This window comes from Hydrogenophaga sp., assembly GCF_030373225.1.
Classification (GTDB): Bacteria; Pseudomonadota; Gammaproteobacteria; order Burkholderiales; family Burkholderiaceae_C; genus Hydrogenophaga.
On the sequence record NZ_JAUCZG010000024.1, the window covers coordinates 37,068 to 59,553 of the forward strand.

Genomic DNA, 22,486 nt, shown 5'->3' on the forward strand with positions numbered 1-22,486 from the left:
GCGGGCTGCGTGACAATCGCAGCCCATGCAAGCCCTTCGCCTCCATGCGGGTCCACGCGCCCGCCAGCACATCGAACAACACGGTCTGCGTCCCCACGACGTGGGCGTGATCCCGGGCGCCGCCGGTGGCCCGAAAGGCCTGATCCTCGGTCCCCTGGACCGTTTCCTGTTCGGCCAGTGGCTGCCGCAAAGCCGGCAGCCGGTGCACCTCGTGGGTGCCTCGATCGGCGCTTGGCGCATGGCCACCGCCTGCCTGGACGCACCGGTGGCCGCTTTCGAGCGGCTGCAGCGTGACTACATCGCGCAGCACTACGCCCTGCCACCGGGGCAGAAACGCCCGACACCCGACCAGGTCAGCGAGCAGTTCGGCAACAACCTGAAAAGCTTCTACGGCGGTCGCATCCCCGAGGTGCTCAACCACCCACGCTACCGGCTGCACATCGTCACCTCGCGCGGGCGGCACCTGCTCGGTCGCGAAGGCCGCTGGCGCACGCCGCTGGGTTACCTGGGCGCCTTCGCGTCCAACGCGCTGCACCGCAAGGCGCTGGGCGCCTGGCTGGAACGGGTGGTGTTCTCCAGCGGCGGTGCGCTGCCGTTCGACGCCCACGATTTCCGGACCCGGCAGGTGCCGCTCAACGAGGCCAACTTCATGGAGGCGCTGCAGGCCAGCTGCTCCATTCCGTTCGTGCTGCGCCCGGTGCACGGCATTGCCGGCGCGCCTCCCGGCGCCTACTGGGACGGCGGCATCACCGATTACCACCTGCACCTGCGCTACCAGCCGCCGGCAGCATCTCCGATCGTGCTGTACCCGCACTTCCAGCCATCGGTCGTGCCCGGCTGGCTCGACAAGGCCTGGAAGGGCCGGCACCGCAGCAGTCCGGCGCTCGACAGCATGCTGCTGCTCTCGCCCGATCCGGCCTGGGTGAAAACCTTGCCCGATGCCAAGCTGCCCGACCGCCAGGACTTCACCCGCTACGGCCCCGACCTCGCCGGCCGAATGAAGGCCTGGAATGCCGCCACCTCGGCCAGCGAGCAGCTGGCCGAGGAGTTTGCCCAGTGGCTGCAGCGGCCCGACCCGGCCCGGCTGCTGCCGCTGTGACGCGGCGGGGCGCAGGGGGATAATTGCCCCATGTCCGCCGAGCCACACCCCCACCGTTATCTCACCGCTGCGCTCTACCAGTTCGTCGACCTGCCCGACTTCGCCGAGCTGCGCGAGCCCCTGCAGGATTGCTGCGAAACACATGGGGTGAAGGGCACGCTGCTGCTCGCCAGCGAAGGCATCAACGGCACCATCGCCGGGCCCGAGGCGGGCGTGCGGGCCGTGCTGGCCCACCTGAGGGCCGATGCGCGCCTGGCCCGGCTGCCGCACAAGGAGTCCTGGAGCGAGCATCCGCCGTTCCACCGCATGAAGGTGCGCCTGAAGAAGGAGATCGTGACCCTTCGTGTGCCCGGGCTGGATCCGAACAAGACCGTGGGCCAGTACGTGAAACCGCAGGACTGGAACGCCCTGCTGGCCGACCCCGACGTGCTCGTGATCGACACCCGCAACGACTACGAGGTGGCCATCGGCACCTTCGCCGGCGCGCTCAATCCGGACATCAAGACCTTCACCGAGCTGCCCGCCTGGCTCGACGCACAAAGCCGCCTGCAAGGCGACAAGAAGCCGCGCGTGGCGATGTTCTGCACCGGCGGCATCCGCTGCGAGAAGTCCACCGCGCTCATGAAGATGCGCGGTTTCGACGAGGTCTATCACCTGGAAGGCGGCATCCTCAAGTACCTCGAAGAGATCCCGCCCGAGCAGAGCACGTGGCAGGGCGAGTGTTTCGTGTTCGACGAGCGCGTGAGCGTGGGGCACGGTCTGCAGCCCGGGCCGCACGAACTCTGCCGCTCATGCCGCTGGCCCCTGGGGGCGGCCGAGAAGGCGTCGCCCTTGTACATCAAGGGTGTGAGCTGCCCGCATTGCCACGACCAGCGCAGTGCCGAAGACAAGGCGCATCTGGCCGAGCGCCAGCGCCAGGTCGAACTGGCCGAATCGCGCGGTCAGGTGCACGTGGGCGCGCGCCAGCGCCGTGCGGCCGACAGCCCGCACGATCCGGCCTGAGCGCGACCCGGCGGGGCGCCGGTGTCAGAGCGCGGCCTGCAGCATCGCCCGGTAGTCGTCGGCACTCGCCAGCCGCGGGTTGGTCTTGTGGCAGTGGTCGGCCATGGCGCCGGCGATGACCTGGTCGAACAGGTCGGCGGTGACACCCATGGCGGCCAGGCCGCCGGGCAGGCCCAGTCGGGCGTTCATCTCGGTGACGGCCTCGGCCACATCGCCCCCGCTGGACAGACCCATGGCGTGCGCCATGCGCTGCAGGCGCTGGTCCTTCTTCATCGACTCGGCCTCGGCGTTGAAGCGGATCACCGCCGGCAGGAACACGGCGTTGAGCGTGCCGTGGTGCAGGCGCGGGTTGACACCGCCCAGGCTGTGGCTGAGCGAATGCACGCAGCCCAGGCCCTTCTGGAAGGCCATGGCGCCCTGCATGCTGGCGCTCATCATCTGCAGCCGCGCATCGCGGTCCTGACCGTCTTTTGTGGCCCGCTCGATGTGTGCCCAGCCACGCTGCAAGCCGTCCAGGCCGATGCCGTCGGCCGGTGGATTGAACGGCGGCGCCATGAAGGTTTCCATGCAATGCGCGATCGCGTCCATGCCGGTGGCCGCGGTGAGCATGGGCGGCAGGCCCAGCGTGAGTTCAGGGTCGAGCAGGGCGGTTTTGGGCACCAGGTGCCAGCTGTGGAAGCCGAGCTTGCGGCCGTCGTCCACGATCACGATGGCGCCGCGCGCCACCTCGCTGCCGGTGCCCGCCGTGGTGGGCACCGCGATCAGCGGCGGCACGCGGTCGGTGATCTTCGGCGAGCCGCCCTCGATGGTGGCGTAGGTCTTGAGCGGCCCCTCGTGGGTGCAGGCAATGGCCACACCCTTGGCGCAATCGATGGCGCTGCCGCCGCCCAGGGCGATGAGGCCGTCGCAGGCTTGCGCCAGGTACACCGCCGCCGCTGCTCGCACGGCGGCTTCGGTCGGGTTGGAGGGTGTCTGGTCGAACACCGCGGCTGGCAGGCCGGGCAGGGCGGCCAGTGCCTTGTCCAGCAGGCCGGCGGCCTTCACGCCGGCATCGGTGACGATCAGTGGACGCCGGATGCCCGCCCGCTCGCACTCGGCCTGCAGTTGCGAGAGCACGCCGAAGTCGATCAGGATGTTGGTGATGTAGAGGATCTGGGCCAAGGCGGTCTCCAATGGGGAATCGGGTGGAAACAAAAATGATAGGGCCCGGCACGGTGTCCGCCTATGCCGCCAACCCGCAGGCCGTCACCCAAAAGACAGCACCGATGGCCACAGCCGCAGGCGCCGGCCACAATGTTCACCCATGTCCCACCACCCCGACCCGCGAGCGCTGCTCACACCGGCCATGCGCCATGTGCTCGAGCGCATCGCACGCGCCGGCCATGTGCCGTTGCATGCGCTCACGCCGGCACAGGCCAGGCTGGCCTACGAGGCCGGCGCCGGTGTGCTGGAGATTCCCTCGCACAAGCTGGCCCGCGTGCAAGCGCTGAGCCTGCCGGCCCGGGACGGCGCGGCGCTGCCGGCCCGGTTGTTTGCGCCGGCCAGCGAGGTGGACTTGCCGGTGCTGCTGTACTTTCACGGCGGCGGTTTCACGGTGGGCAGCGTGGCCACCCATGCCGCGCTGTGCCGGCATCTGGCGCACCTCGCGCATTGCGCGGTGGTTTCGGTGGACTACCGGCTGGCCCCTGAGTGGAAGTTCCCCACCGCGGTGTTCGATGCCTGGGACAGCCTGCTGGGCCTGCGCGAACAATGCCGGGCCTTGGGACTGGATGCGAAGCGCATCGCGGTCGGCGGCGACAGCGCCGGCGGCACGCTCGCCGCCGTCACGGCCCTGGCGGCGCGCGACGCCGGCCTGCCGCTGGCGCTGCAGCTGCTGTTCTACCCCGGCTGCGCAGGACACCAGGACACCGCGTCGCACAAGACCTTTGCCGAAGGCTTCCTGCTCGAAGAAAGCCACATCGACTACTTTTTTGGCCACTACCTGCGCAACGGCGCCGACCGCGACGACTGGCGCTTCGCCCCGCTCGACGGGGTGGACGAACACGGCCATGTTCGCGAACCCGACGGAGTCGCACCCGCCTGGTTCGGCCTGGCCGAATGCGACCCGCTCACCGACGAGGGTGTGATGTACGCCGACCGCCTGCGCCACGCCGGTGTGCCGGTGGACATCGAGATCTATGCCGGCGTGGTGCACGGCTTCATCAACTTCGGCCGCGCCATCCCGCAGGCGCTGACCGCCCACAACGACGCGGCGCGCGCGCTGCGCAATGCCTTCACGGACAAGACAACATGACCATGACCCGCTCCGACTTCCGTTTCTTCCACCGCCTGCGCGTGCGCTGGGCCGAGGTGGACATGCAGAAGATCGTGTTCAACGCGCACTACCTGATGTACTTCGACACCGCCATCACCGACTACTGGCGCGCGCTCGGTCTTCCCTACCAGGAAACCATGCACCAGCTCGGTGGCGATCTCTACGTGGTCAAGGCCACGGTTGAGTTCCACGCGTCGGCGCGCGCGGACGACCAGATCGAGGTGGCCATGAAGTGCAGCCGCATCGGCAACTCGTCCCTCAGCTTCACGGGCGCCATCTTTCGTGGCGACGAACACCTCATCACCGGCGAGATCATCTATGTCTTCGCCGACCCGGCCACGCAGAGCTCGCGCCCGGTGCCGCCGGTGTTGCGCGACATCCTCACCGGCTTCGAGGCGGGCGAGGCCATGACCGGGATGCGCGTGGGTGCCTGGAGCGAACTCGGTGCAGACGCACAGCGCCTGCGCACGGCGGTGTTCGTTGAAGAACAAGGCATACCGAAGGAACTCGAGTGGGACAGCGCCGACGAGACCGCGGTGCACGCCGTGGCCTGCAACCGCCTGGGCCGCCCGCTGGCCACCGGGCGGCTGCTGGCCCACGAGCCGGGCACGTCGAAGATCGGGCGCATGGCGGTGGAGCGCACGCTGCGCGGCGGACGGCTCGGGCGCGACGTGCTGCATGCCTTGATGGCGGTGGCTCGGGAGCGCGGCGATGCCGAGGTGGTGCTGCACGCGCAGCGCAGCGCGCAGGGGTTTTACGACCGGCTGGGCTTCACCGTGCTCGGCGAGCCGTTTGAAGAAGCCGGCATCGCGCACGTGACCATGTTCAAGCGCCTTTGAGGTTCACCACACCAGGGTCTCGCAACGGCCCTGACCAGGCTGCAGGCCCGCGGCCAGGCGTGCGGGGTCGTGGGTCCATTCCTGCACGGTCACAGCGAAGCCTTGTTCAAGCGCCTGCACGCTGACCACCTGGCTGGTGCGGGTGCCGTAGGCGCGATCGGCCATGCGCACAAACGGGCTGGAGAGCGCCCGCTCCCAGTCGTCGGGCACGCCGGTGTGGGGCAAGGCTTCGTGCGGTACCGGCTGGCTGTCGGTCAGGGCGCGGGACAATGGCGTCAACCAGTCTGACGGGCTGCGCAGTGCCTCGCCGAGGGCGGCCTTCAGTTGCCGTGTCTTGGGCCAGGGCGTGTCGAGGCTGGCGTTCGACAGGCCGTAGAGCCCGTCGCCGAGGGCCCGCCGGTGCAACACGTCGGCCCCTGAACCGTGCGGCACCGCCGGATCGCGGTTGCCCAGCCAGTGCCAGGCGCGGGCGTGGAAATCGCCCACCACCAGATTGAAGCCGCCGTAGTCGGCGGGCGCGATGCCGGCAGCGAACCGGTCGGCATCCAGCTGGCCCTGCAACCAGCGTGTGACCAGTTCGCCACGGCTGCGTCGGGCCGCGCCGCCCAGGGGCTGGCGCACATTGGTCAACATCGCCAGCCGGCCCTGCGGGCTCAGGCCCAGCCAGGTGCCTCCGTCGCGCAGGTCGCGCCCACCCACGACCTCGGTGCCATCGTGGAGCTTCCAGCGGTGCAGCGGCGCGGTGGGCCGGTCGAAAAACTCGTCGCGGTTGGCGGCAATCAGCAGCGGCCTTGCCGGATCGGCATGCAGGGCGAAGGCAATGAGGCACATGGCCGTGCCCCGCTCAGATGTCTTCGAGCAGCGGGTAGGGCAGGGGCAGCAGGGTCAGGACCGGTCCATCGGCCGCACCGGCGTGCAGGCTGCCATCGGCGGCAGCGCTGGTCTGCATGGAAACAATGGCGTCGAATCCCCCCGCCGGGTGGCCGGCTGCCTGCACCACCGTGCCGCAGGGCTGTTCGGCGTCGCTGCTGTGAAAGACGGCCTGACCCGAAGCCAGCGCCACGTCACAGTGCACGAGGTAGGCCCGGCGCTTGAGCGTGCCGCGGAACTGGCTGCGCGCCACCACCTCCTGGCCTGGGTAGCAGCCCTTCTTGAAGTTCACCCCGCCCACCGACTCGTAGTTCAGCATCTGGGGCACGAAGGTCTCGAACACCGGCTGGCTCAACGTGGCCACGCCGCTGGTCACCTCCAGCCAGTCCCAGCGCTCTTCGCCCAGGGCCGCACCGGCGGGCACCGGCGCGTCGGCGGGAGCCACCCACAGGGCGCGCTGGGTCGCGCCGGCGGGGTACAGGCGCACCACGCTGGCGTCGTTTTCGCGCACCTGCGTCCAGGCCGCGGCGGGCAGGTGGGCCGGCACGGCGCTGCCGGCCAGGCCAAAGAGGGCAAAGGCCTCGCTGGCGTCGCTCAGCCGGGCCTTGGCGCGCAGCACGAACATCGACAGGCGCTTGAGCGTGGCGGGCAGCAGGTCGCGGCTGCACACCAGCAGGATCTGGTCGTGGCTGCGCTTGAAACCGACAAAGCTGGCCTGCATGCGGCCCTTGGCCGAACAAAACGCCGCCAGGCGCGCCTCGGACAAACCCAGCAGCGAGAAGTCCTGGGTGAGCTGGCCCTGCAGGAATTTCGCCGCATCTTCACCGTCGACCTGGATCACCCCGAGCCGGGTCAACCGGGCCACGCCGTCGCTGGAAGAAAGGTCTGCAGATGAAGGATGGAGTGCCATGGGTGGTCGGGTGGTGTTCGTTGGTGGACGGCAGGGGATGCAAGGCACAGGAAGCCGGCCCAGCGGCGGGTGCTGCGCAGGGAGTGCCCGATTATCATGGGGCGGTTTTTTTCGGGCCTTGCGGCCGCTCCATCCCCCTGTCGAGATCACCCCCTTGCTGCGTCTGATCAAACTCCTGTTCGTGTTGTCGCTGGCCACGCTGCTGATCGGCGGTGCCTATGGCGTGTGGTGGGTCGATCGCCCTCTGCGCATGGGCGCCGGCGTGAGCGAACAACAACCGCTCGAGGTGGAAATCGCCCCGGGCCAGTCGGCCCGTGGCGTGGCCGAAAAACTGGCCGCCGCGGGCGTGCAGACCCCCTGGGTGTTGCTCTACGGCTGGTTCCGCATCTCGGGTGGATCGCGCGACATCAAGGCGGGCAGCTACGAATTTGCGCCCGGCACCACGCCGCGCAGCTTGTTGTCCAAACTCGTGCGGGGTGAACAGGCGGTGCGCAGCATCACGCTGCTGGAGGGCTGGAACCACCGCCAGGTGTTCGAATTGCTGCGCGGCTCGCCCGACCTCACCCAGGACCTCGAGGGCCTGAGCACGGCCGACATCATGGCCCTCATCGGCCAACCGGGGCGCCATCCGGAAGGGCGCTTCTTCCCCGACACCTACCGGGTGGCCAAACGGGCAACCGCATCCAGCGTGTTGCGCCAGGCCGCACAGGCCATGGACAAACGCCTGGCCGAGGTCTGGGCCCAGCGCGATGCCGCCTCACCCTTGCGCACCCCTGACGAGGCGCTGATCCTGGCCAGCATCATCGAGAAGGAAACCGGCCTGGAGAGCGATCGACGTCGCATCGGCGGTGTGTTCGCGAACCGGCTGCGCATCGGCATGCGCCTGCAGACCGATCCCACGGTGATCTACGGCCTCGGCGAGCGCTTTGACGGCAATCTGCGGCGCATCGACCTGCAGACCGACTCGCCCTACAACACCTACACCCGCGCCGGCCTGCCACCGACCCCGATCGCCATGCCCGGCGCCGCATCGTTGCGTGCGGCCGTGCAACCCGCCGACACCGACGCCATCTACTTCGTGGCGCGCGGAGACGGCTCCAGCCAGTTCAGCGCCACGCTCGAAGAGCACAATGCGGCGGTTCGGCGCTACATCCTGCGCCGCTGAAACCCGCCCGTACCGCCCCATTTTTCATGCAGACCGCCGGACTTTTCATCAGCTTTGAAGGCATCGACGGCGCAGGCAAGTCCACCCACATCACCGGTCTGGCCGAGGCCTTTCGCGCGCAAGGTCGCGCGGTGGTGCTCACCCGCGAGCCTGGTGGCACTGCGCTGGCCGAGAAGCTGCGCGATCTGGTGCTCAACGATGCCATGGACCCTCTGTGCGAGGCGCTGCTGATGTTTGCCGCACGGCGCGACCACCTGCAGCAGGTGATCGAACCCGCGCTGGCGCGGGGCGAAGTGGTGTTGTGCGACCGCTTCACCGACGCGACCTTTGCTTACCAGGGGGCCGGCAGGGGCTTCGACCTGGCGGTGCTGCGCCAGCTCGAACAGTGGGTGCAAGCCTCAACCGAGCCCGGCGCCCGGCTGCGCCAGCCCGACCTGACCGTGTGGTTCGATCTTCCGCCGGCAGTCGCGGCACAGCGGCTGGCCGGCGCCCGCCTGCCCGACCGCTTCGAATCCCAGCCGCAGGCCTTTTTCGAGCGGGTCGCCGCAGGCTACGGCGCTCGCATGCAACAAGACCCGGGCCGTTTCGCCCGCGTGCCGTCGGATCGCCCGATGGAACAGGTCTGGCTGGCCGTGCGACAGGCCTTCGAGCAGCGTGGCTGGCTGGGCGCAGAGGTGACGAAATGAGCGCGGTCGCGCCCCTGGCCCCCTGGTTGCAGCGCCAGCTCGGCGATCTGCTGGCCCAGCGGGGGCATGCGCTGCTGCTGGCCGGCCCATCCGGGCTCGGTCAGTACGACCTGGCGCTGGCTCTGGCCCGGGCCTGGCTGTGCGAACGTCCCACGGCGCAAGGCGCTTGCGGCGACTGTGGCAGCTGCCACGCCATCGACGTGCGCACGCACGCCGACCTGTGCGCACTCATGCCCGAAGTGCTCAGCCTGGAACTGGGATGGCCGCTGGACGAAGGCGCACAGAAGGACATCGACGACAAGAAGCGCAAACCCAGCAAGCTGATCCGGGTGGAAGCCGCGCGCGACGCGGTGGCCTTCACCCAGACCACCCGCTCGCGCGGCAACACCAAGGTGATCCTGGTGTACCCGGCCGAGCGCATGAACATCGAGTCGGCCAACACCTTGCTCAAGACGCTCGAGGAGCCGGTGGGCGAGGTGCGCTTCATCCTGGCCAGCGAGTCGGCCCACCAGTTGCTGCCCACGATCCGCAGCCGTTGCCAGACCCATGCGATGGTCTGGCCCGACGAGCACGAAGCCCTGGCCTGGCTCGTTCAGGAGGTGACCTCAGCCCGGGCGGGTGGCAAATCGCCGTTGCCTGCACCCACGCCGGCCCAGGCCGCGGTCTGGCTGCAGGCCGCGGGTGGTCGTCCCGACGATGCCCTGGCCTGGGCCGCTGCAGGATTGACCGCGCAGGCCTGGTCCACCTTGCCCCAGGCGCTGGCGCGCGGCGACTGGTCGGTGTTGTCCGATTGGCCGGCTGCCCAGCAACTGGCTGTACTGCAGAAGCTGTGCCACGACCTGATGGCCCACGCCTGCGGCGCGCCGGCCCGGTTCTTCCCGGCGCCTGAGCTGCCGGCGCCGCCGCGCTGGACGGCACTGGCCGCCTGGTCGCGCGAACTGATGCAGGCCGCGCGCTCGGTCGAGCACCCTTACAACGCCGGCCTCATGCAGGAAGCCTGGGCTGCCCGCACCCGCCAGGTGCTGGCGGCCAGGGCGCGATGATGCGGCAAGCCGGCCTGGGGCGGCGCCGTCTTGCGGCGTTGCAACAGCGCCCACCCGGCCGGGGATTGCCGCTAAACTCCACGCGATGAGCACCAACCCTTCTCCCTCGGCAGCCACGGCGCGCCCGAGCGTGATCCAGCTCTCCATCAAGGAGAAGGCAGCGCTCTACGCCGCCTACATTCCCTTGTTCGCAGACGGGGGGATCTTCATCCCGTCTTCGCGTGAGTACCGGCTGGGCGATGACGTGTATGTGCTGTTGAGCCTGCCCGACGATCCACAGCGGTATCCGGTGGCGGGCAAGGTGGCATGGGTGACGCCGGCCAAGGCGTCGGGCGGTCGCACCCAGGGTGTCGGCATCCGATTCCCGGCGGACGAAAAATCCCGCATGCTCAAGTTGAAGATCGAAGAAATCCTCGGCGCCAACCTCGGCTCCGATCGCGCCACACAGACCCTCTGAGGCGGCCGCATCCGCGCGACGTTGTGAATGGCCTTTCCGGGCCGGCAGCCGTTGCCCATTTCCATTCAGGGCCTGCATGTTCACCGACTCCCACTGCCACCTGAGCTTTCCCGAGCTGAAAAGCCGTCTGCCCGACATCCTGGGCGCCATGGCGCTGGCCCAGGTCGATCGGGCGCTGTGCATCTGCACCACGCTGGAGGAGTTCGACGAAGTGCACGGGCTGGCCATCGCACACGACAACCTCTGGGCCACGGTGGGTGTGCATCCCGACAACGAAGGTGTGCAGGAGCCGACCCTGGACGACCTGCTGGAGCGGGCAGGCCGTGCGCGGGTGGTGGGTATCGGCGAGACCGGGCTGGACTACTACCGCCTGGGTGAACGCACCGTGGCCGACATGGCCTGGCAGCGGTCGCGCTTTCGCACCCACATCGAGGCCGCCCGCAGGACCAACCTGCCACTGGTCATCCACACCCGCAGCGCTTCGGAGGACACCCTGGCCATCCTGCGCGAGGCGGGCGGCTTCGGTGATGACGCCGGTCCGTTGCCGCTGGCGCGCGGCGTGTTTCACTGCTTCACCGAAACGGCCGAGGTGGCCCGCGCGGCGCTCGACCTGGGTTTCTACATTTCCTTCTCGGGCATCCTCACATTCCGCAGCGCGGGCGACATCCGGGACGTGGCCGCCCTGGTGCCGATGGACCGATTGCTGATCGAAACCGACAGCCCGTACCTCGCGCCGGTGCCCCACCGTGGCAAAACCAACTCACCTGCCTTCGTTCCCTGGGTGGCGGCCGAGGTGGCACGCATCAAGGGCCTGGACGTGGAGCAGGTGGCTCGCGAGACCAGCGCCAATTTCGAACGCCTGTTTGACCAGGTGTCGCTGCCGCAGCCTGTCTGAATGGTGAGAAATCACATGAATAAATCTAAAAAGTACGTTGTTTTAAAATGGATCGCAGCTGCGCTGGTCACGGCTTCCAGCCTCGCTGCGGCCAGTTCGTTCGACGACTTTTTTTCCGCTGTCAAGCGCGACGATGTGGCTGCGGTGCGCCAGCTCGCCCAGCGCGGCTTCGACCTGAACACGCGCAACGAGGCGGGTGAACACGCGCTGTTCCTCGCGCTGCGCGATGAGGCCCCGGCGGTGGCCAGTTACTTGCTGGGTGATTCCAAGGTGCAGGTCGAAGCGCGCACCAGCAAGGATGAAAGTCCGCTGATGATGGCCGCGCTCAAAGGGCGGCTTGAAGCAGCCCGGCGCCTGATCGAGCGCAAGGCCGAGGTCAACAAAACCGGCTGGACCCCGTTGCACTACGCCGCCACCAACGCCGGCGACGAGAGTGTGGCCATGGTGCGCCTGCTGCTGGAGCACCACGCCTACATCGATGCCGAGTCGCCCAACCGCACGACCCCGCTGATGATGGCGGCCCACTATGGCAACCCCGGCGTGGTCAGGTTGCTGCTTCAGGAGGGCGCCGATCCGCTGCTCAAGAACCAGCAAGGCCTCTCGGCGATCGATTTCGCCAACCGCGCGCAACGCGCCGAATCGGCAGAAATCATTGCCGCGTTCGTTCGGGCGAAGCAGCCCCGGGGCCGCTGGTAAATCCAGGGCCACGGCCGCTGTTGCGGCCTCGAGGCACGTTGGCGACACCCGGGTGTAGGTGTAACCCACATGGGGGAAACGCCCCGGGCGGATCAGAATCGCGGCACCCAACAAGTCGGAGGAGACACTGTGAAGCTGGCAAGTCAAAGAGACTTTTTCTCTGGATTGATGTTCACCATCGTGGGCGTCGCGTTCGCCGTGGGCGCAACGAACTTCGAGGTGGGCAATGCAGCCCGCATGGGCCCCGGCTACTTTCCGCTGCTGCTCGGCATTCTTCTGACCGTCCTGGGTGTGGCCATCACGGCGCAATCGTTTCGCAGCAAGGCGCCTGATGGCGACCCGATCGGGCGCATTGCCTGGCGGCCGCTCGGTTTCGTGCTGGGCGCCAACCTGGTTTTTGGTGTGCTGCTGGTGGGTCTGCCGTCTTTCGGCATTCCCGCCATGGGCCTGATCGTCGCCATCTACGGCCTGGTGGTCACCGCCGGTTTCGCCCGCCCGAAGTCCAGCGTCAAGGAGTCCCTGTTTCTGGCGACCCTCCTGGCGATCGGCAGCTACGGCGCCTTCGTCTACATGCTCAACCTGCAGTTCCCGGTGTGGCCTGCTTTCCTGACCGCCTGACCGGAGACCCACCCCCATGGACCTGATTGACAACCTCTCACTGGGCTTCAGTGTTGCCTTCACCCTGCAGAACCTGCTCTACGCTTTCGTGGGCTGCCTGCTCGGCACCCTGATCGGTGTTCTGCCCGGCATCGGGCCGCTGGCCACGATCGCCATGCTGCTGCCTGTGACCTACGGCCTGGAGCCGGTGGCGGCACTCATCATGCTGGCCGGCATCTACTACGGCGCGCAGTACGGCGGGTCCACCACGGCGATTCTGGTCAACCTGCCGGGCGAATCCTCATCGGTCGTGACCGTGATCGACGGCTACCAGATGGCGCGCAAGGGCAGGGCGGGTCCTGCGCTGGCTGCCGCCGGTCTCGGCTCTTTCTTCGCGGGTTGCGTCGGCACGCTGGTGCTCGCCGCGTTCGCACCTCCGTTGACCGAGGTGGCACTGAGCTTCGGCCCCTCCGAGTACTTCGCGCTCATGGTGCTGGGCCTCATTGGCGCCGTGGTGCTGGCTTCGGGCTCGCTGCTCAAGGCACTGGCGATGATCGTGCTCGGCCTGCTCATCGGCCTGATCGGGACCGACGTCAACTCCGGCGTGGCCCGCTTCAGCTTTGACATTCCGGAGTTGACCGACGGCATCAGCTTCGTGGTGATCGCCATGGGCATCTTTGGCTACGGCGAGATCATCAGCAACCTGTCGCAGGACGAGACCAAGCGCGAGGTGTTCACCGGCAAGGTGCACGGTCTGATGCCCACGGCGGAAGACTTCAAGCGCATGGCGCCGGCCGTCATGCGTGGCACGGCGCTGGGCTCCGTGCTGGGCATTCTTCCCGGCGGCGGCGCACTGTTGTCGTCTTTCGCGGCCTACACCATCGAGAAGAAAACCAAGCTCAAGGCAGGTGAGGTGCCGTTCGGGCAGGGCAACATCCGCGGCGTGGCCGCACCGGAGGCGGCCAACAACGCCGGTTCCCAAACCTCATTCATCCCGCTCTTGACCCTGGGCATTCCCCCCAACGCCGTGATGGCGCTGATGGTGGGTGCGATGACCATCCACAACATCCAGCCCGGCCCGCAGGTGATGACATCCAACCCGGAACTGTTCTGGGGCCTGATCGCTTCGATGTGGATCGGCAACCTGATGCTGGTGGTGCTGAACCTGCCCCTCATCGGCGTCTGGGTGAAGCTGCTGTCCGTTCCTTACCGCTGGTTGTTTCCCGCCATCCTGATGTTCTGTGCGATCGGGGTGTATTCCACCAACAACAACAGCTTCGACATATGGATGGTGGCCATCTTCGGGCTGATCGGCTACAGCTTCATCAAGCTCGGTTGCGAACCCGCTCCCTTGCTGCTGGGGCTCATCCTGGGTCCCATGATGGAGGAATACCTGCGGCGCGCCTTGCTGATTTCGCGCGGCGACTGGTCGGTGTTCGTGACCCGGCCCATCTCCGCGTCGCTGTTGGCGGCGGCGGTGTTGCTGCTGGTGATCGTCTTGCTGCCGTCCATCAAGAAAAAGCGCGAGGAAGCCTTCGTCGAAGATTGACATTCGCCGGAGCTTTCTCCCCAAGGAAACCCGACCTCGCGTCGGGTTTTGCTTTTTCCCTTGCCACAGCGTGATGTCCGAGCGTTTCATGGGTTCGGGCGCTCGATCTGGAAAGACGTGTGGTGGCCATTTGGTGGTTTTGGGAGAGATTCGGGTGCGTATTTTAGATACTCTACGATGTATATTATGTATAGTTAAAACGATTGCATCGGATCTGCTCTCGCAGTGAACCTTTTTGCAGGCAACCACAGCGTCCGACGGTTTCACCCTGTTTCTCCCATCCCTGCTTTCATGTGAGGCTCAAACGCCTGCGGGCCTTCACGGCTTGCTGGGTTGCGCGTCTCAGGGCACTGAAGCGGCGCAATGAGCGTTCCATGTCGGACAGATCAAGCTGGCCGTTGGCGCCTGCCTTGAGCAACGCCGACTTGAGCGCTTCGTAGCTCGCACCCGTCTGCAGCAGACCCACGTCGAGTTCTTCGAAATCGGCAGACAGGTGTACCGCCCCGCAGCGGTCCAGCAACTCGCTGGCGGCGTTGGAAAAGCCCACGCGGGCCAGTTCCACGTCGGCCGCCACCCGCTGCGGCAACGCAAGCCCGGCGGCCAGCCCGGCCTGTTCGGCGCAGCTCTCGTGGTAACGGTGAATCCGAAGCAGCTCGGCCAGCCGGGCACTGGATTCGCGCGACATCGCTGCGCGCCGCAGCCGCTCCACAAACCCTTCAATGGCCGAATCCAGGCCCGAAAAGATCGCCTCGTCGCGGGCCAGAGACGGCGCACCGGCTCCGGCCAGCGCTGCCCGGACCATCCGAAACGCGACCTGCCCGCCACGCGCCACTTCACGCGCCAGTGCGTCCAGGGCCAGGGTCGGCACGGCGAGCACGTTGTCGTCGAGAAAACGGGGTTGCGCCTCGTCTTCCTCGCTGGCGCGAAACCGTCTTTGCAGCCACTGGGTCAATGGGCTGGCCAGTGGCCAGATCAGGAGCACGCCCAGCAGGTTGAAGCAGGTGTGGAACAGGGCCAGCATGGCCGCCGGGTCGGGTGGCAAGGCCAACGCTTCACGAACGTGGCCGAGGGCGTCGATAATCCACGGCAACAACAGCAGTGCCACGGCACCGGTGAGCAAGTTGAAAACGACATGGGCCACGGCGGCGCGACGCGCATTGGGCGTGGCGCCGATGGCCGCCAGCAGCGCCGTCACGGTGGTGCCGATGTTGGCGCCGATGACCACCGCCGCCGCACCCTGCATGTCGATCAGCCCGCCCTGGGCCGCGGTGAGCGTGATGGCCATGGCCGCGCTGGATGACTGCATCAGCACGGTCATCAGCACTCCGATACCGAGTTGCGCCAGCACCGCCGCAGCCCCCTCCCCCTGCGGCAAGCTGAGCTGCCCGGCCAGGTCGGTGAAGGCCTGTTGCAGCAAGGCGATGCCCATGAACAGGAGCCCGAATCCCGCCAGCGTGGTGCCGAAGGCGCCGTGGCGCCGGCCTTCGCCGGTCAAGCGCAGCAGCACACCCAGGCCCACCAGCGGCATGGCCAGGGCTTCCACCTTGAACTTCAGACCCACCAGCGCCACGATCCAGCCGGTCATGGTGGTGCCGACGTTGGCACCGAACAGCACCCACAGGGCGGGACCCAGCGCCAGCAGGCCGGCGTTGACGAAGCCGATCGTGGCCACGGTCACCGCGCTGGACGACTGCACCAGCGTCGTGACCAGCATGCCCGACCCGAGCCCGTGCAGACGCGTGCGGGTGGCGCCGGCCAGGATGCGGTGCAACGCAGGGCCGGCCGCGAGTTTCAGGCCGTCGGTCATCAAGCCCATGCCCAGCAGGAACAGGCCCAGCCCGCCCGCCATCACACCCAGTGTCTGCAGCATGGCCATCACAGGACCCAACTGGCCATTGCGGTGATCACCGCGATGCACACGAGGTTGAGCACCAGGCCGCAACGCATCATGGTGGCCTGCGTCACCTGCCCGGTGGCATAAACCAGCGCATTCGGCGGCGTGGCCACCGGCAGCATGAAGGCGCAGGAGGCCGACACCGCGATGGCCGCTGCGAACAGCGGTGGCGGCAGTCCCAACGTGGCGGCCACCCCCAGGAAAATCGGCACCAGCAGCGCTGCAGACGCGGTGTTGCTGACCAGCTCGGTGAGGAACACCACAAAGGTCACCACACCCAGCAGCAACAGCACCGTCGGCGCGCCTTGCAAGGCCAAGGTCAACGCGTCCGCCAGGAAGCGGCTGGCTCCGCTGGACGCCATCACCTGACTGAGCGCCAGGCCACCACCGAACAACAGCAACACACCCCACTGCGTTCGCTGCTCGATCTGCGGCCAGGTGATGGCACCGCTGGCGACCAGCGCGACGATGGCGGTCAGCGCGACCACGCTGTCGAGGTCGGCCGTCATGCCCAGCGCCTGCCCGAGTGGCGCCGCGCCGATCCAGCCTGCGGCGGTGAGGCCGAACACCACCAGGGTGATGCGCTGCGAACGGGTCCAGCGATCGCCCGAAGCGCTGTCGACCGGCTCGGGCGTTTGAACACCGAGCCGGGGGCGAAGCAGCAGAAACAGCACGCCCACCATCAGCGGCAGCAACACGATCACCAGGGGCACGCCAAAACGCATCCACTCGGCAAAGCCGATGCCGGCCTGCGCGGCCGCGATGGCATTGGGCGGGCTGCCCACCAGCGTGCCGATGCCGCCGATGCTCGCGCTGTAGGCCACGCCCAGCAACACGAAGCTGCGCTCGCGCACGCCGTCGTCCTCACGCATCAGACCGAGCGCCAGCGGCAGCATCATCGCGGCGGTCGCGGTGTTGCTGATCCACATCGACAGCAGGGCCGTGAGGCCGAACAGCAAGGACAGCGCCACCGCGCGCCGCCCCGACGCCAGGCGAAGCACCGTCAGTGCCAGCGCACGGTCCAGACCCTGCTGCTGCAAGGCCGCGGCAAGCGCGAAGCCGCCCAAGAACAGGAAGATCACAGGGTGGGCGAACGACGCCAGCGCGGAGCCCAGGTCCATCAGACCGGCGAGCGTGGCAAGCAGGGGCACCAGCAAGGCCGTGACGCTCAGGTGCAGGGCCTGCGTCATCCAGAGCCCGCCGATCAGCACGAACAGCGCCAGCCCGGTGCGCAGCGCCTCGGGTTGCGGCGCACCGGTGTACACCAGCGCCGCCAGTGCCAGGCAGCCCGACACGCGCAGCAACGGCGAAGGCGGCCAGATCATGCCTCGTGCGCGGTCGACACCAGCACGTCGGTGCTGCCTTCAGCCAGCACGTGTTTGCTGACGCTGCCCAGCAACAGGTCTTCGGTGACCGATGTGCCGTGCTTGCCCAGCACGACCAGATCGCAGTCCTTGTCCTGTTCGAGTTCGACGATGCGTTGCGACGCCTCTCCCTCGACGATGCACGGCTCCCAGTCGCCTGGTTTGAGGTGGCTGGCCAGCGCCAGCGCGTGCACCCGCTGGGTGGCGTCGGCGCGGGCCTGTCGCCGGTAGCGATCGATGGTCGCTTCATCGACTCCGGCGTAATGCAGCTTCGATTCGAACGGCACCTGGCAGGCGTTGAGCAGCAGCAGCTTCGCGTGGGGCGCCACCCGCCGTGCCAGCGTGATGGCGTGGGCCGACCAGGGCGAGAAGTCCAGCGCCACCAGCACCCGCCGGTACGGCTCGTGCGGTGTCTGGCGCACCACCAGCACAGGGCGCTTCGTGCGGCGCAACAGCCGCTCCGACGTGCTGCCCAGCACCATCCGGCGTAAAAAGCCCGCGCCGCGCGCACCCACCACCAGCAGGCCGACCTCCTGCGTCTCGGCCTCACGAACGATCTCGTCCACAGGCGCACCGGTGGCCTGCAGCGCGCGGATGCCTGGCGTGCGGCCAGCGTGCAGCTGCGCCACCAGCTCATCGAGTTGCCGGCCTGCCTCATCGACCAGTTGCTGTTCCAATGCATGCCCCTCGCCCAGCCAGCGGCGCAGCTCCTGCAGCGGGCCACCCGGTTGCACATGCATCAATGTGAGCGGTGCGCCGGTTTCCTGCGCCAGACGCGCTGCCCGTTGGGCCGCGTGGCGGGCCGGTGCTGAAAAGTCGGTGGCCGCGACGATGGGCCCCAGCGGGTGTCTGGATGTCATGGTGTTGTCTCCTGTTGATGGATGTCATGCGCCAGCCGGGCGGCCGCGTGGTCGGCAGCGTCGTCAAACGGATTCAGGACCCGGGCCACACCGGCGGCGGCCAGCGCCCGCCCGTGGGCCGCATCGCGCACTGCGCCCACCACCTGCCCCTGATAGTGCACGACCTTGAGCGCATGCAGCAGCGCGCGGTTCGACTCCCATTGCGGGAAGGTCGTGATCACCCAGCGCGCCTGACGCAGCGGCAAGGTTTCGAGAAAGTCGGGGTCTTCCCCGTCGCCGAACACCACCGGCAGCCCCCTGCCCTGCAGCTCGCGCACCGCCTCGGGGTCGAAGTCGACGCCAACCACGGCCACGCCGTCGGCGTGCAACTGCTCGAACAGGCGGCTGCCGTAGCGGCCCAGCCCGAACACGATCGCCTGGGCATCGCGCACGGTGTTCTGCTGCGACTCCGCCGCAATCTCGCGCCCCGGATGGTCGCGTTCGAAGATCCGCAGCCAGGGTGACAGCCGCTCATACAAGGGCTGTGCATACAGGATCATGTAGGTCGACACGGTGATCGTCACCAGCCCCACCAGCGTGGTCAGGCCCAGCGCCTGCACACCCACATGCCCCAGCGTGATGCCCATGGCCACGAACACGATCGAGAACTCGCTGATCTGCGCCACGGTGAGGCCGGCCATGAAGCCGGTGCGACGTCGATAACCCATGTAGCCCATGATGGCCATGACGATCAGCGGGTTGCCGATCAGCACGAACAGTGACAGCACGATGGCCGGCACCAGCTCGGCGCCGAGCGTGGAAAAGTCGAGCCTGGCGCCGAGATCGATGAAGAAAAACAGCAGCAGAAAGTCGCGGATGCCGGTCAGCCGCGCGTTCATGGCCTCGCGGTAGGGCGTGGAGGCCAGCGAGAAGCCGGCAAGAAAGGCGCCCGCCTCCTTGCTGAAGCCGGCCCATTCACCCAGCGCGGCCAGCGCCACGCCCCAGGCGATGGCGAACACCAGCAGCAGTTCCTGCGAGCGGGCCATCGACGCCACGACCACCGGCAGCACCCAGCGCATCAGCACATACATGCAGGCAGCCGCCAGCACCAGCCGCCACGACAAGGACAGCAGCACCGCCGTCCACCCTGCAGCACCATCGCCTGCGTCGCCGGTGCTGCGCAGGGCGCTCATGGTCATCATGGCGATCACCACGGCCAGGTCCTGCACGATCAGGAAGCCCACCGCAATGCGACCGTGCAGGCTGTCGAGTTCGCGTTTGTCCGACAGCAGCTTGACGATGATGATGGTGCTGGAGAAGGTCAGGGCCACCGCCACATACAGGGCTTCCATGGCGCCCTTGCCCAGCGCAAGAACCAGCGTGAAGCCGATCACGATGGTGAAGCCCAGCTGGCCCAGCCCCGTGGCCAGCGCCACCGGACCGATGTGGCGAACGTGGTGCAGGTCCAGCTTGAGGCCCACCGCGAACAGCAGCACCGCCACGCCCACCTGCGCGAGCAGGTCGATCTGGTCGTGCGCCGTCACCAGGCCGAAGCCGGCCGGACCGACCGCGATGCCCACCACGATGTAGGCAATCAGCACCGGCTGGCGCAGCCGCACGAAGACCGCACCCGCCAGCGCGCAGATCAACAGCAGCAGTGCAAATTCGGCAAAGGGTTCGTGCATGGCCGGTGGAGTCAGGTCAGGGAAGCGAGTTCGGCACAAGGGCCTCAGGCGCCGCAGGCGATCACGCGCTGGATCTTGCCGCTGCGACCGCAGATCGCCGGCGTGTCGCTGCTGCAGCGGATGTGCACCCCGCGCGCGCCCTGCTGGTGCAGGAAAGCCTGCAACTGCGCGCTGGCCGCCGCCAGGGCGGGCTGCGCCGCCTCACCTTGCAGCCCGGTGTTGAGCAACAACTCGGTGGCGGTGCGCTGCACCAGCTGAAAGTCGAACAGGCCGGCCTCTTCGAGCACGGTGCTCACCGCCAGGGGCACCACCTTCACCACGCCCTTTCCCCGACCCCGGGTCAACACCAGCGTGTCGTCGTCCCGCCCCCACACCTCGATGGCGGGCAGGTGCGAGCCACAGGCGCACGGCGTGGGCAGCAGTGTCACCCGGTCGCCGAGGTCGTAGCGGATCAAGGGCTGCACATGGTTCGCCAGGTTGGTCAGCAGGGTCGTGGTGCCGGGATGCCCGAGCGGCACCGCCCTGCCCCGTGCGTCGACCGGCTCCAGGATCGCCCAGTCGCTGTTGAGGTGCAGCGTGCCGTGACGGCATTCAAACGCCAGCGACAGGAACTCGGAGGCGCCATAACTCTGGCTTACCGGGCAGCCGAACGTGCGTCCCACAAACGCCCTCGCGGTGGCTGACAGGGATTCACCGCCGGTCCAGACTTCACGCAAACGCAGGTGCAGACGACCGGCACGCTGCGCTTCGGCCAGCAGCACCGCCGCGCTCGGGTAGGTCGCGAGCGAGGTCGGCTGGAATTCGTCGAGTTCACCGCACAGGGCGTCCATCGGCTGCAGAAACGACAGGCCGCGCAAGCGGTGTGACAGGCCAGGCTGCAACTGGCGCAAGCGTTCGACCGACACGGTGCTGGCGAAGTGGCCGCCGGTGGCACCCACGAACGCCAGACGCTCGCCCAGGCCCCAGGGATCGAGCCAGGACTGCAGCGGTCGCAGCACCGGGCGGCGAAAGGCTTCGAGGGCGTCGTACACCCCCATGGCCGATGCGTCCTGAATGAAGACGGCCGGCTCACCGGTGCTGCCCGAGCTTTCCCACACCGTGTAGCGCCCCAGAAAGGCCCGGGCGATGTTGGCCGGCTGTGCGATGAAGCGGCGAAGCTCGTCCAGCTGCAGCGCCGGGTCCGTCACCCAGCTGGCGAAATCGTGCATCAGTTCGGCCTTGTGCGAGACCGGCAGTTCGTTCAGGCGCACGCGTTCCAGGTCAAACCCCTTGAACACGCGCCGGTGGTGGGCCGAACCCTGCTCGGCGGCGCGAAGCAGCTCGCGCAGCCGACGCTCCTGCTGCGCCTGCAGGAAGGCAGGCGACGCACCGGCCGACATCGACACAGCGACCGCGGCGACGCCGCTTCGCCAGGGGTCAAACGTCGTCTGCATCGCGGCACGGGCTCGTGGGGTGGGGGTTCATGGCGTCTCCTTGTCATGCCAAGGCTAAGGCCCGGGGGGCGCGTGGGGCTTGACCTGAGTCAAGCCGGCGGGGAGACTGGCGGGCTTCTTGCTTGGAAGGCCAGGGTTCCGGCGCTGCATTCATCCGTTCGAGCAGGACCGCTGTGCCCCGATATGCGGGGAAACACCAGCAGCCCTTGCGACAAGCCCGTCGAAGCCGCCACCTACAATCCACCTGCTGTATCAACCTTCCTGGCGCCCACAGAGGCTGCCCCTGAAAGACAACCATGAAACACGTTCTTCTCTCCCTGAGCATGATCGCCGCTGCTGCCCTGGTGGGCTGTGGCAAGACCGAAGCACCGGCGCCCGAAGCCGCCCCGGCGCCGGCGCCAGTGGCTGCCCCGGCAGCCGCGCCCGCACCGGCCGAACTGCCTGAACTCAAGGTGGCCATCGATCCCACCTACGAGCCCTTCACCTTCAAGACCTCCGACGGCAAGCCGACCGGCTTCGACGTGGACATCGCAGAAGCCCTGTGCAACGAGATCAAGCGCAAGTGCGTGTACGTCGAGCAGGTCTGGGACAGCATGATCCCCGGTCTGCAGGCCCAGAAGTACGACGTGATCATCAGCTCCATGTCGATCACCGACGACCGCAAGAAGGTCGTCGACTTCACCGACAAGTACTACAACACCCCCAGCCGCATCGTCGTGAAAGCCGACACGGCCTTCACCGACCTGGCCTCGCTCAAGGGCAAGAAGATCGGCGTGCTCAAGGGCAGCACGCAAGAAAAGTACGCCATGGGCGAACTCAAGACCGTCGGCGTGAACGTGGTGCCCTACGAAGCGCAGGACCAGGTCTACCTGGACATCAAGTCCGGCCGCCTGGACGGCACCGTTGCCGACACGGTCGAAGTCACGGGTGGTTTCCTGAGCAAGCCCGAAGGCGCCGGCTACGGCTTCGTCGGCCCGTCGCTGGCCGATGTGAAGTACTTCGGTTACGGCGTCGGCGTGGCGATGCGCCAGGGCGAAACCGCGCTCAAGGACGAGCTCAATGCCGCCATCAAGGCCATCCGCGCCAACGGTGTTTACGAAACGGTGAGCAAGAAGTACTTCGACTTCGACGTGTACGGCGAATAAGCCG

General features: G+C 67.7%; 21 protein-coding genes. 13 read left to right on the plus strand and 8 right to left on the minus strand.

The features are described from left to right. Window positions 1-25: 25 nt before the first annotated feature. Window positions 26-1,099, plus strand: coding sequence for a patatin-like phospholipase family protein (locus QUV35_RS13640; RefSeq protein ID WP_300874963.1), 1,074 nt, complete (start codon window positions 26-28; stop codon window positions 1,097-1,099). A gap of 30 nt (window positions 1,100-1,129) precedes the next feature. Next, a complete protein-coding gene (locus tag QUV35_RS13645) occupies window positions 1,130-2,101 on the plus strand; it encodes a rhodanese-related sulfurtransferase (protein WP_300874967.1) in 972 nt (323 codons plus the stop codon). A gap of 24 nt (window positions 2,102-2,125) precedes the next feature. Here QUV35_RS13645 and QUV35_RS13650 read toward each other — a convergent pair whose 3' ends face one another. Next, a complete protein-coding gene (locus QUV35_RS13650; RefSeq protein WP_300874969.1) occupies window positions 2,126-3,262 on the minus strand; it encodes an iron-containing alcohol dehydrogenase in 1,137 nt (378 codons plus the stop codon). 142 nt (window positions 3,263-3,404) lie between these two features. Here QUV35_RS13650 and QUV35_RS13655 point away from each other — a divergent pair, with 142 nt between their 5' ends. Both QUV35_RS13655 and QUV35_RS13660 read left to right on the plus strand, forming a co-directional pair. After that, window positions 3,405-4,394, plus strand: a complete 990-nt coding sequence (locus QUV35_RS13655; RefSeq protein ID WP_300874971.1) for an alpha/beta hydrolase — start codon at window positions 3,405-3,407, stop codon at window positions 4,392-4,394. A gap of 2 nt (window positions 4,395-4,396) precedes the next feature. Then, a complete protein-coding gene (locus QUV35_RS13660) occupies window positions 4,397-5,254 on the plus strand; it encodes a YbgC/FadM family acyl-CoA thioesterase (RefSeq protein WP_300875044.1) in 858 nt (285 codons plus the stop codon). Window positions 5,255-5,257: 3 nt separating this feature from the next. Here QUV35_RS13660 and QUV35_RS13665 read toward each other — a convergent pair whose 3' ends face one another. Then, window positions 5,258-6,085, minus strand: coding sequence for an NRDE family protein (locus QUV35_RS13665; RefSeq protein WP_300874974.1), 828 nt, complete (start codon window positions 6,083-6,085; stop codon window positions 5,258-5,260). 13 nt (window positions 6,086-6,098) lie between these two features. Continuing rightward, on the minus strand, window positions 6,099-7,034 hold the full coding sequence (locus QUV35_RS13670) for a folate-binding protein (RefSeq protein WP_300874977.1): 936 nt from the start codon (window positions 7,032-7,034) through the stop codon (window positions 6,099-6,101). Between the two features lie 157 nt (window positions 7,035-7,191). On the opposite strand from QUV35_RS13670, the gene mltG reads away from it, so the two are divergent. The 8 genes from mltG to QUV35_RS13710 all read left to right on the plus strand — a co-directional run bounded on the left by mltG (window position 7,192) and on the right by QUV35_RS13710 (window position 14,122). Next, a complete protein-coding gene (gene mltG, locus QUV35_RS13675; protein WP_300875046.1) occupies window positions 7,192-8,199 on the plus strand; it encodes an endolytic transglycosylase MltG in 1,008 nt (335 codons plus the stop codon). A gap of 26 nt (window positions 8,200-8,225) precedes the next feature. Then, window positions 8,226-8,885, plus strand: coding sequence for a dTMP kinase (gene tmk, locus QUV35_RS13680; RefSeq protein WP_300874980.1), 660 nt, complete (start codon window positions 8,226-8,228; stop codon window positions 8,883-8,885). After that, on the plus strand, window positions 8,882-9,928 hold the full coding sequence (locus tag QUV35_RS13685; protein WP_300874983.1) for a DNA polymerase III subunit delta': 1,047 nt from the start codon (window positions 8,882-8,884) through the stop codon (window positions 9,926-9,928). Before tmk ends, QUV35_RS13685 begins: the two co-directional genes overlap by 4 nt. An 85-nt stretch (window positions 9,929-10,013) precedes the next feature. Then, window positions 10,014-10,385, plus strand: a complete 372-nt coding sequence (locus tag QUV35_RS13690; RefSeq protein ID WP_300874986.1) for a PilZ domain-containing protein — start codon at window positions 10,014-10,016, stop codon at window positions 10,383-10,385. Window positions 10,386-10,461: 76 nt separating this feature from the next. Further along, the gene (locus tag QUV35_RS13695) at window positions 10,462-11,280 is read left to right on the plus strand and encodes a TatD family hydrolase (RefSeq protein WP_300874988.1); all 819 of its coding nucleotides are present in this window, start codon (window positions 10,462-10,464) and stop codon (window positions 11,278-11,280) included. A 15-nt stretch (window positions 11,281-11,295) separates the two neighbouring features. Then, window positions 11,296-11,976, plus strand: coding sequence for an ankyrin repeat domain-containing protein (locus QUV35_RS13700; RefSeq protein WP_300874990.1), 681 nt, complete (start codon window positions 11,296-11,298; stop codon window positions 11,974-11,976). Between the two features lie 129 nt (window positions 11,977-12,105). After that, window positions 12,106-12,594: a tripartite tricarboxylate transporter TctB family protein gene (locus QUV35_RS13705; protein WP_300874993.1), complete on the plus strand. Its 489-nt coding sequence runs from the start codon at window positions 12,106-12,108 to the stop codon at window positions 12,592-12,594. A 16-nt stretch (window positions 12,595-12,610) separates the two neighbouring features. Beyond that, entirely contained in the window at window positions 12,611-14,122 is a 1,512-nt protein-coding gene (locus QUV35_RS13710; protein ID WP_300874996.1) for a tripartite tricarboxylate transporter permease, read from the plus strand. A gap of 289 nt (window positions 14,123-14,411) precedes the next feature. Here QUV35_RS13710 and QUV35_RS13715 read toward each other — a convergent pair whose 3' ends face one another. The 5 genes from QUV35_RS13715 to QUV35_RS13735 are packed head-to-tail and all read right to left on the minus strand — an operon-like array spanning window position 14,412 to window position 21,337. After that, a complete protein-coding gene (locus QUV35_RS13715) occupies window positions 14,412-15,992 on the minus strand; it encodes a Na/Pi symporter (RefSeq protein WP_300875000.1) in 1,581 nt (526 codons plus the stop codon). Window positions 15,993-15,997: 5 nt separating this feature from the next. Continuing rightward, window positions 15,998-17,341: a DASS family sodium-coupled anion symporter gene (locus QUV35_RS13720; RefSeq protein ID WP_300875003.1), complete on the minus strand. Its 1,344-nt coding sequence runs from the start codon at window positions 17,339-17,341 to the stop codon at window positions 15,998-16,000. Then, complete coding sequence (locus tag QUV35_RS13725) at window positions 17,338-18,240, minus strand: universal stress protein (protein WP_300875006.1); 903 nt, start codon at window positions 18,238-18,240, stop codon at window positions 17,338-17,340. The genes QUV35_RS13720 and QUV35_RS13725 overlap by 4 nt, the downstream gene beginning before the upstream one ends. Beyond that, window positions 18,237-19,904 carry a cation:proton antiporter family protein gene (locus tag QUV35_RS13730; protein ID WP_300875009.1) on the minus strand — a complete coding sequence of 556 codons (1,668 nt, stop codon included), beginning with the start codon at window positions 19,902-19,904 and terminating at the stop codon, window positions 18,237-18,239. The genes QUV35_RS13725 and QUV35_RS13730 overlap by 4 nt, the downstream gene beginning before the upstream one ends. 44 nt (window positions 19,905-19,948) lie before the next feature. Next, complete coding sequence (locus QUV35_RS13735; protein WP_300875012.1) at window positions 19,949-21,337, minus strand: AMP-binding protein; 1,389 nt, start codon at window positions 21,335-21,337, stop codon at window positions 19,949-19,951. A gap of 296 nt (window positions 21,338-21,633) precedes the next feature. Between QUV35_RS13735 and QUV35_RS13740 the strand changes: the two genes are divergently transcribed. After that, window positions 21,634-22,482 carry an ABC transporter substrate-binding protein gene (locus tag QUV35_RS13740; RefSeq protein WP_300875015.1) on the plus strand — a complete coding sequence of 283 codons (849 nt, stop codon included), beginning with the start codon at window positions 21,634-21,636 and terminating at the stop codon, window positions 22,480-22,482. Window positions 22,483-22,486: the final 4 nt, after the last annotated feature.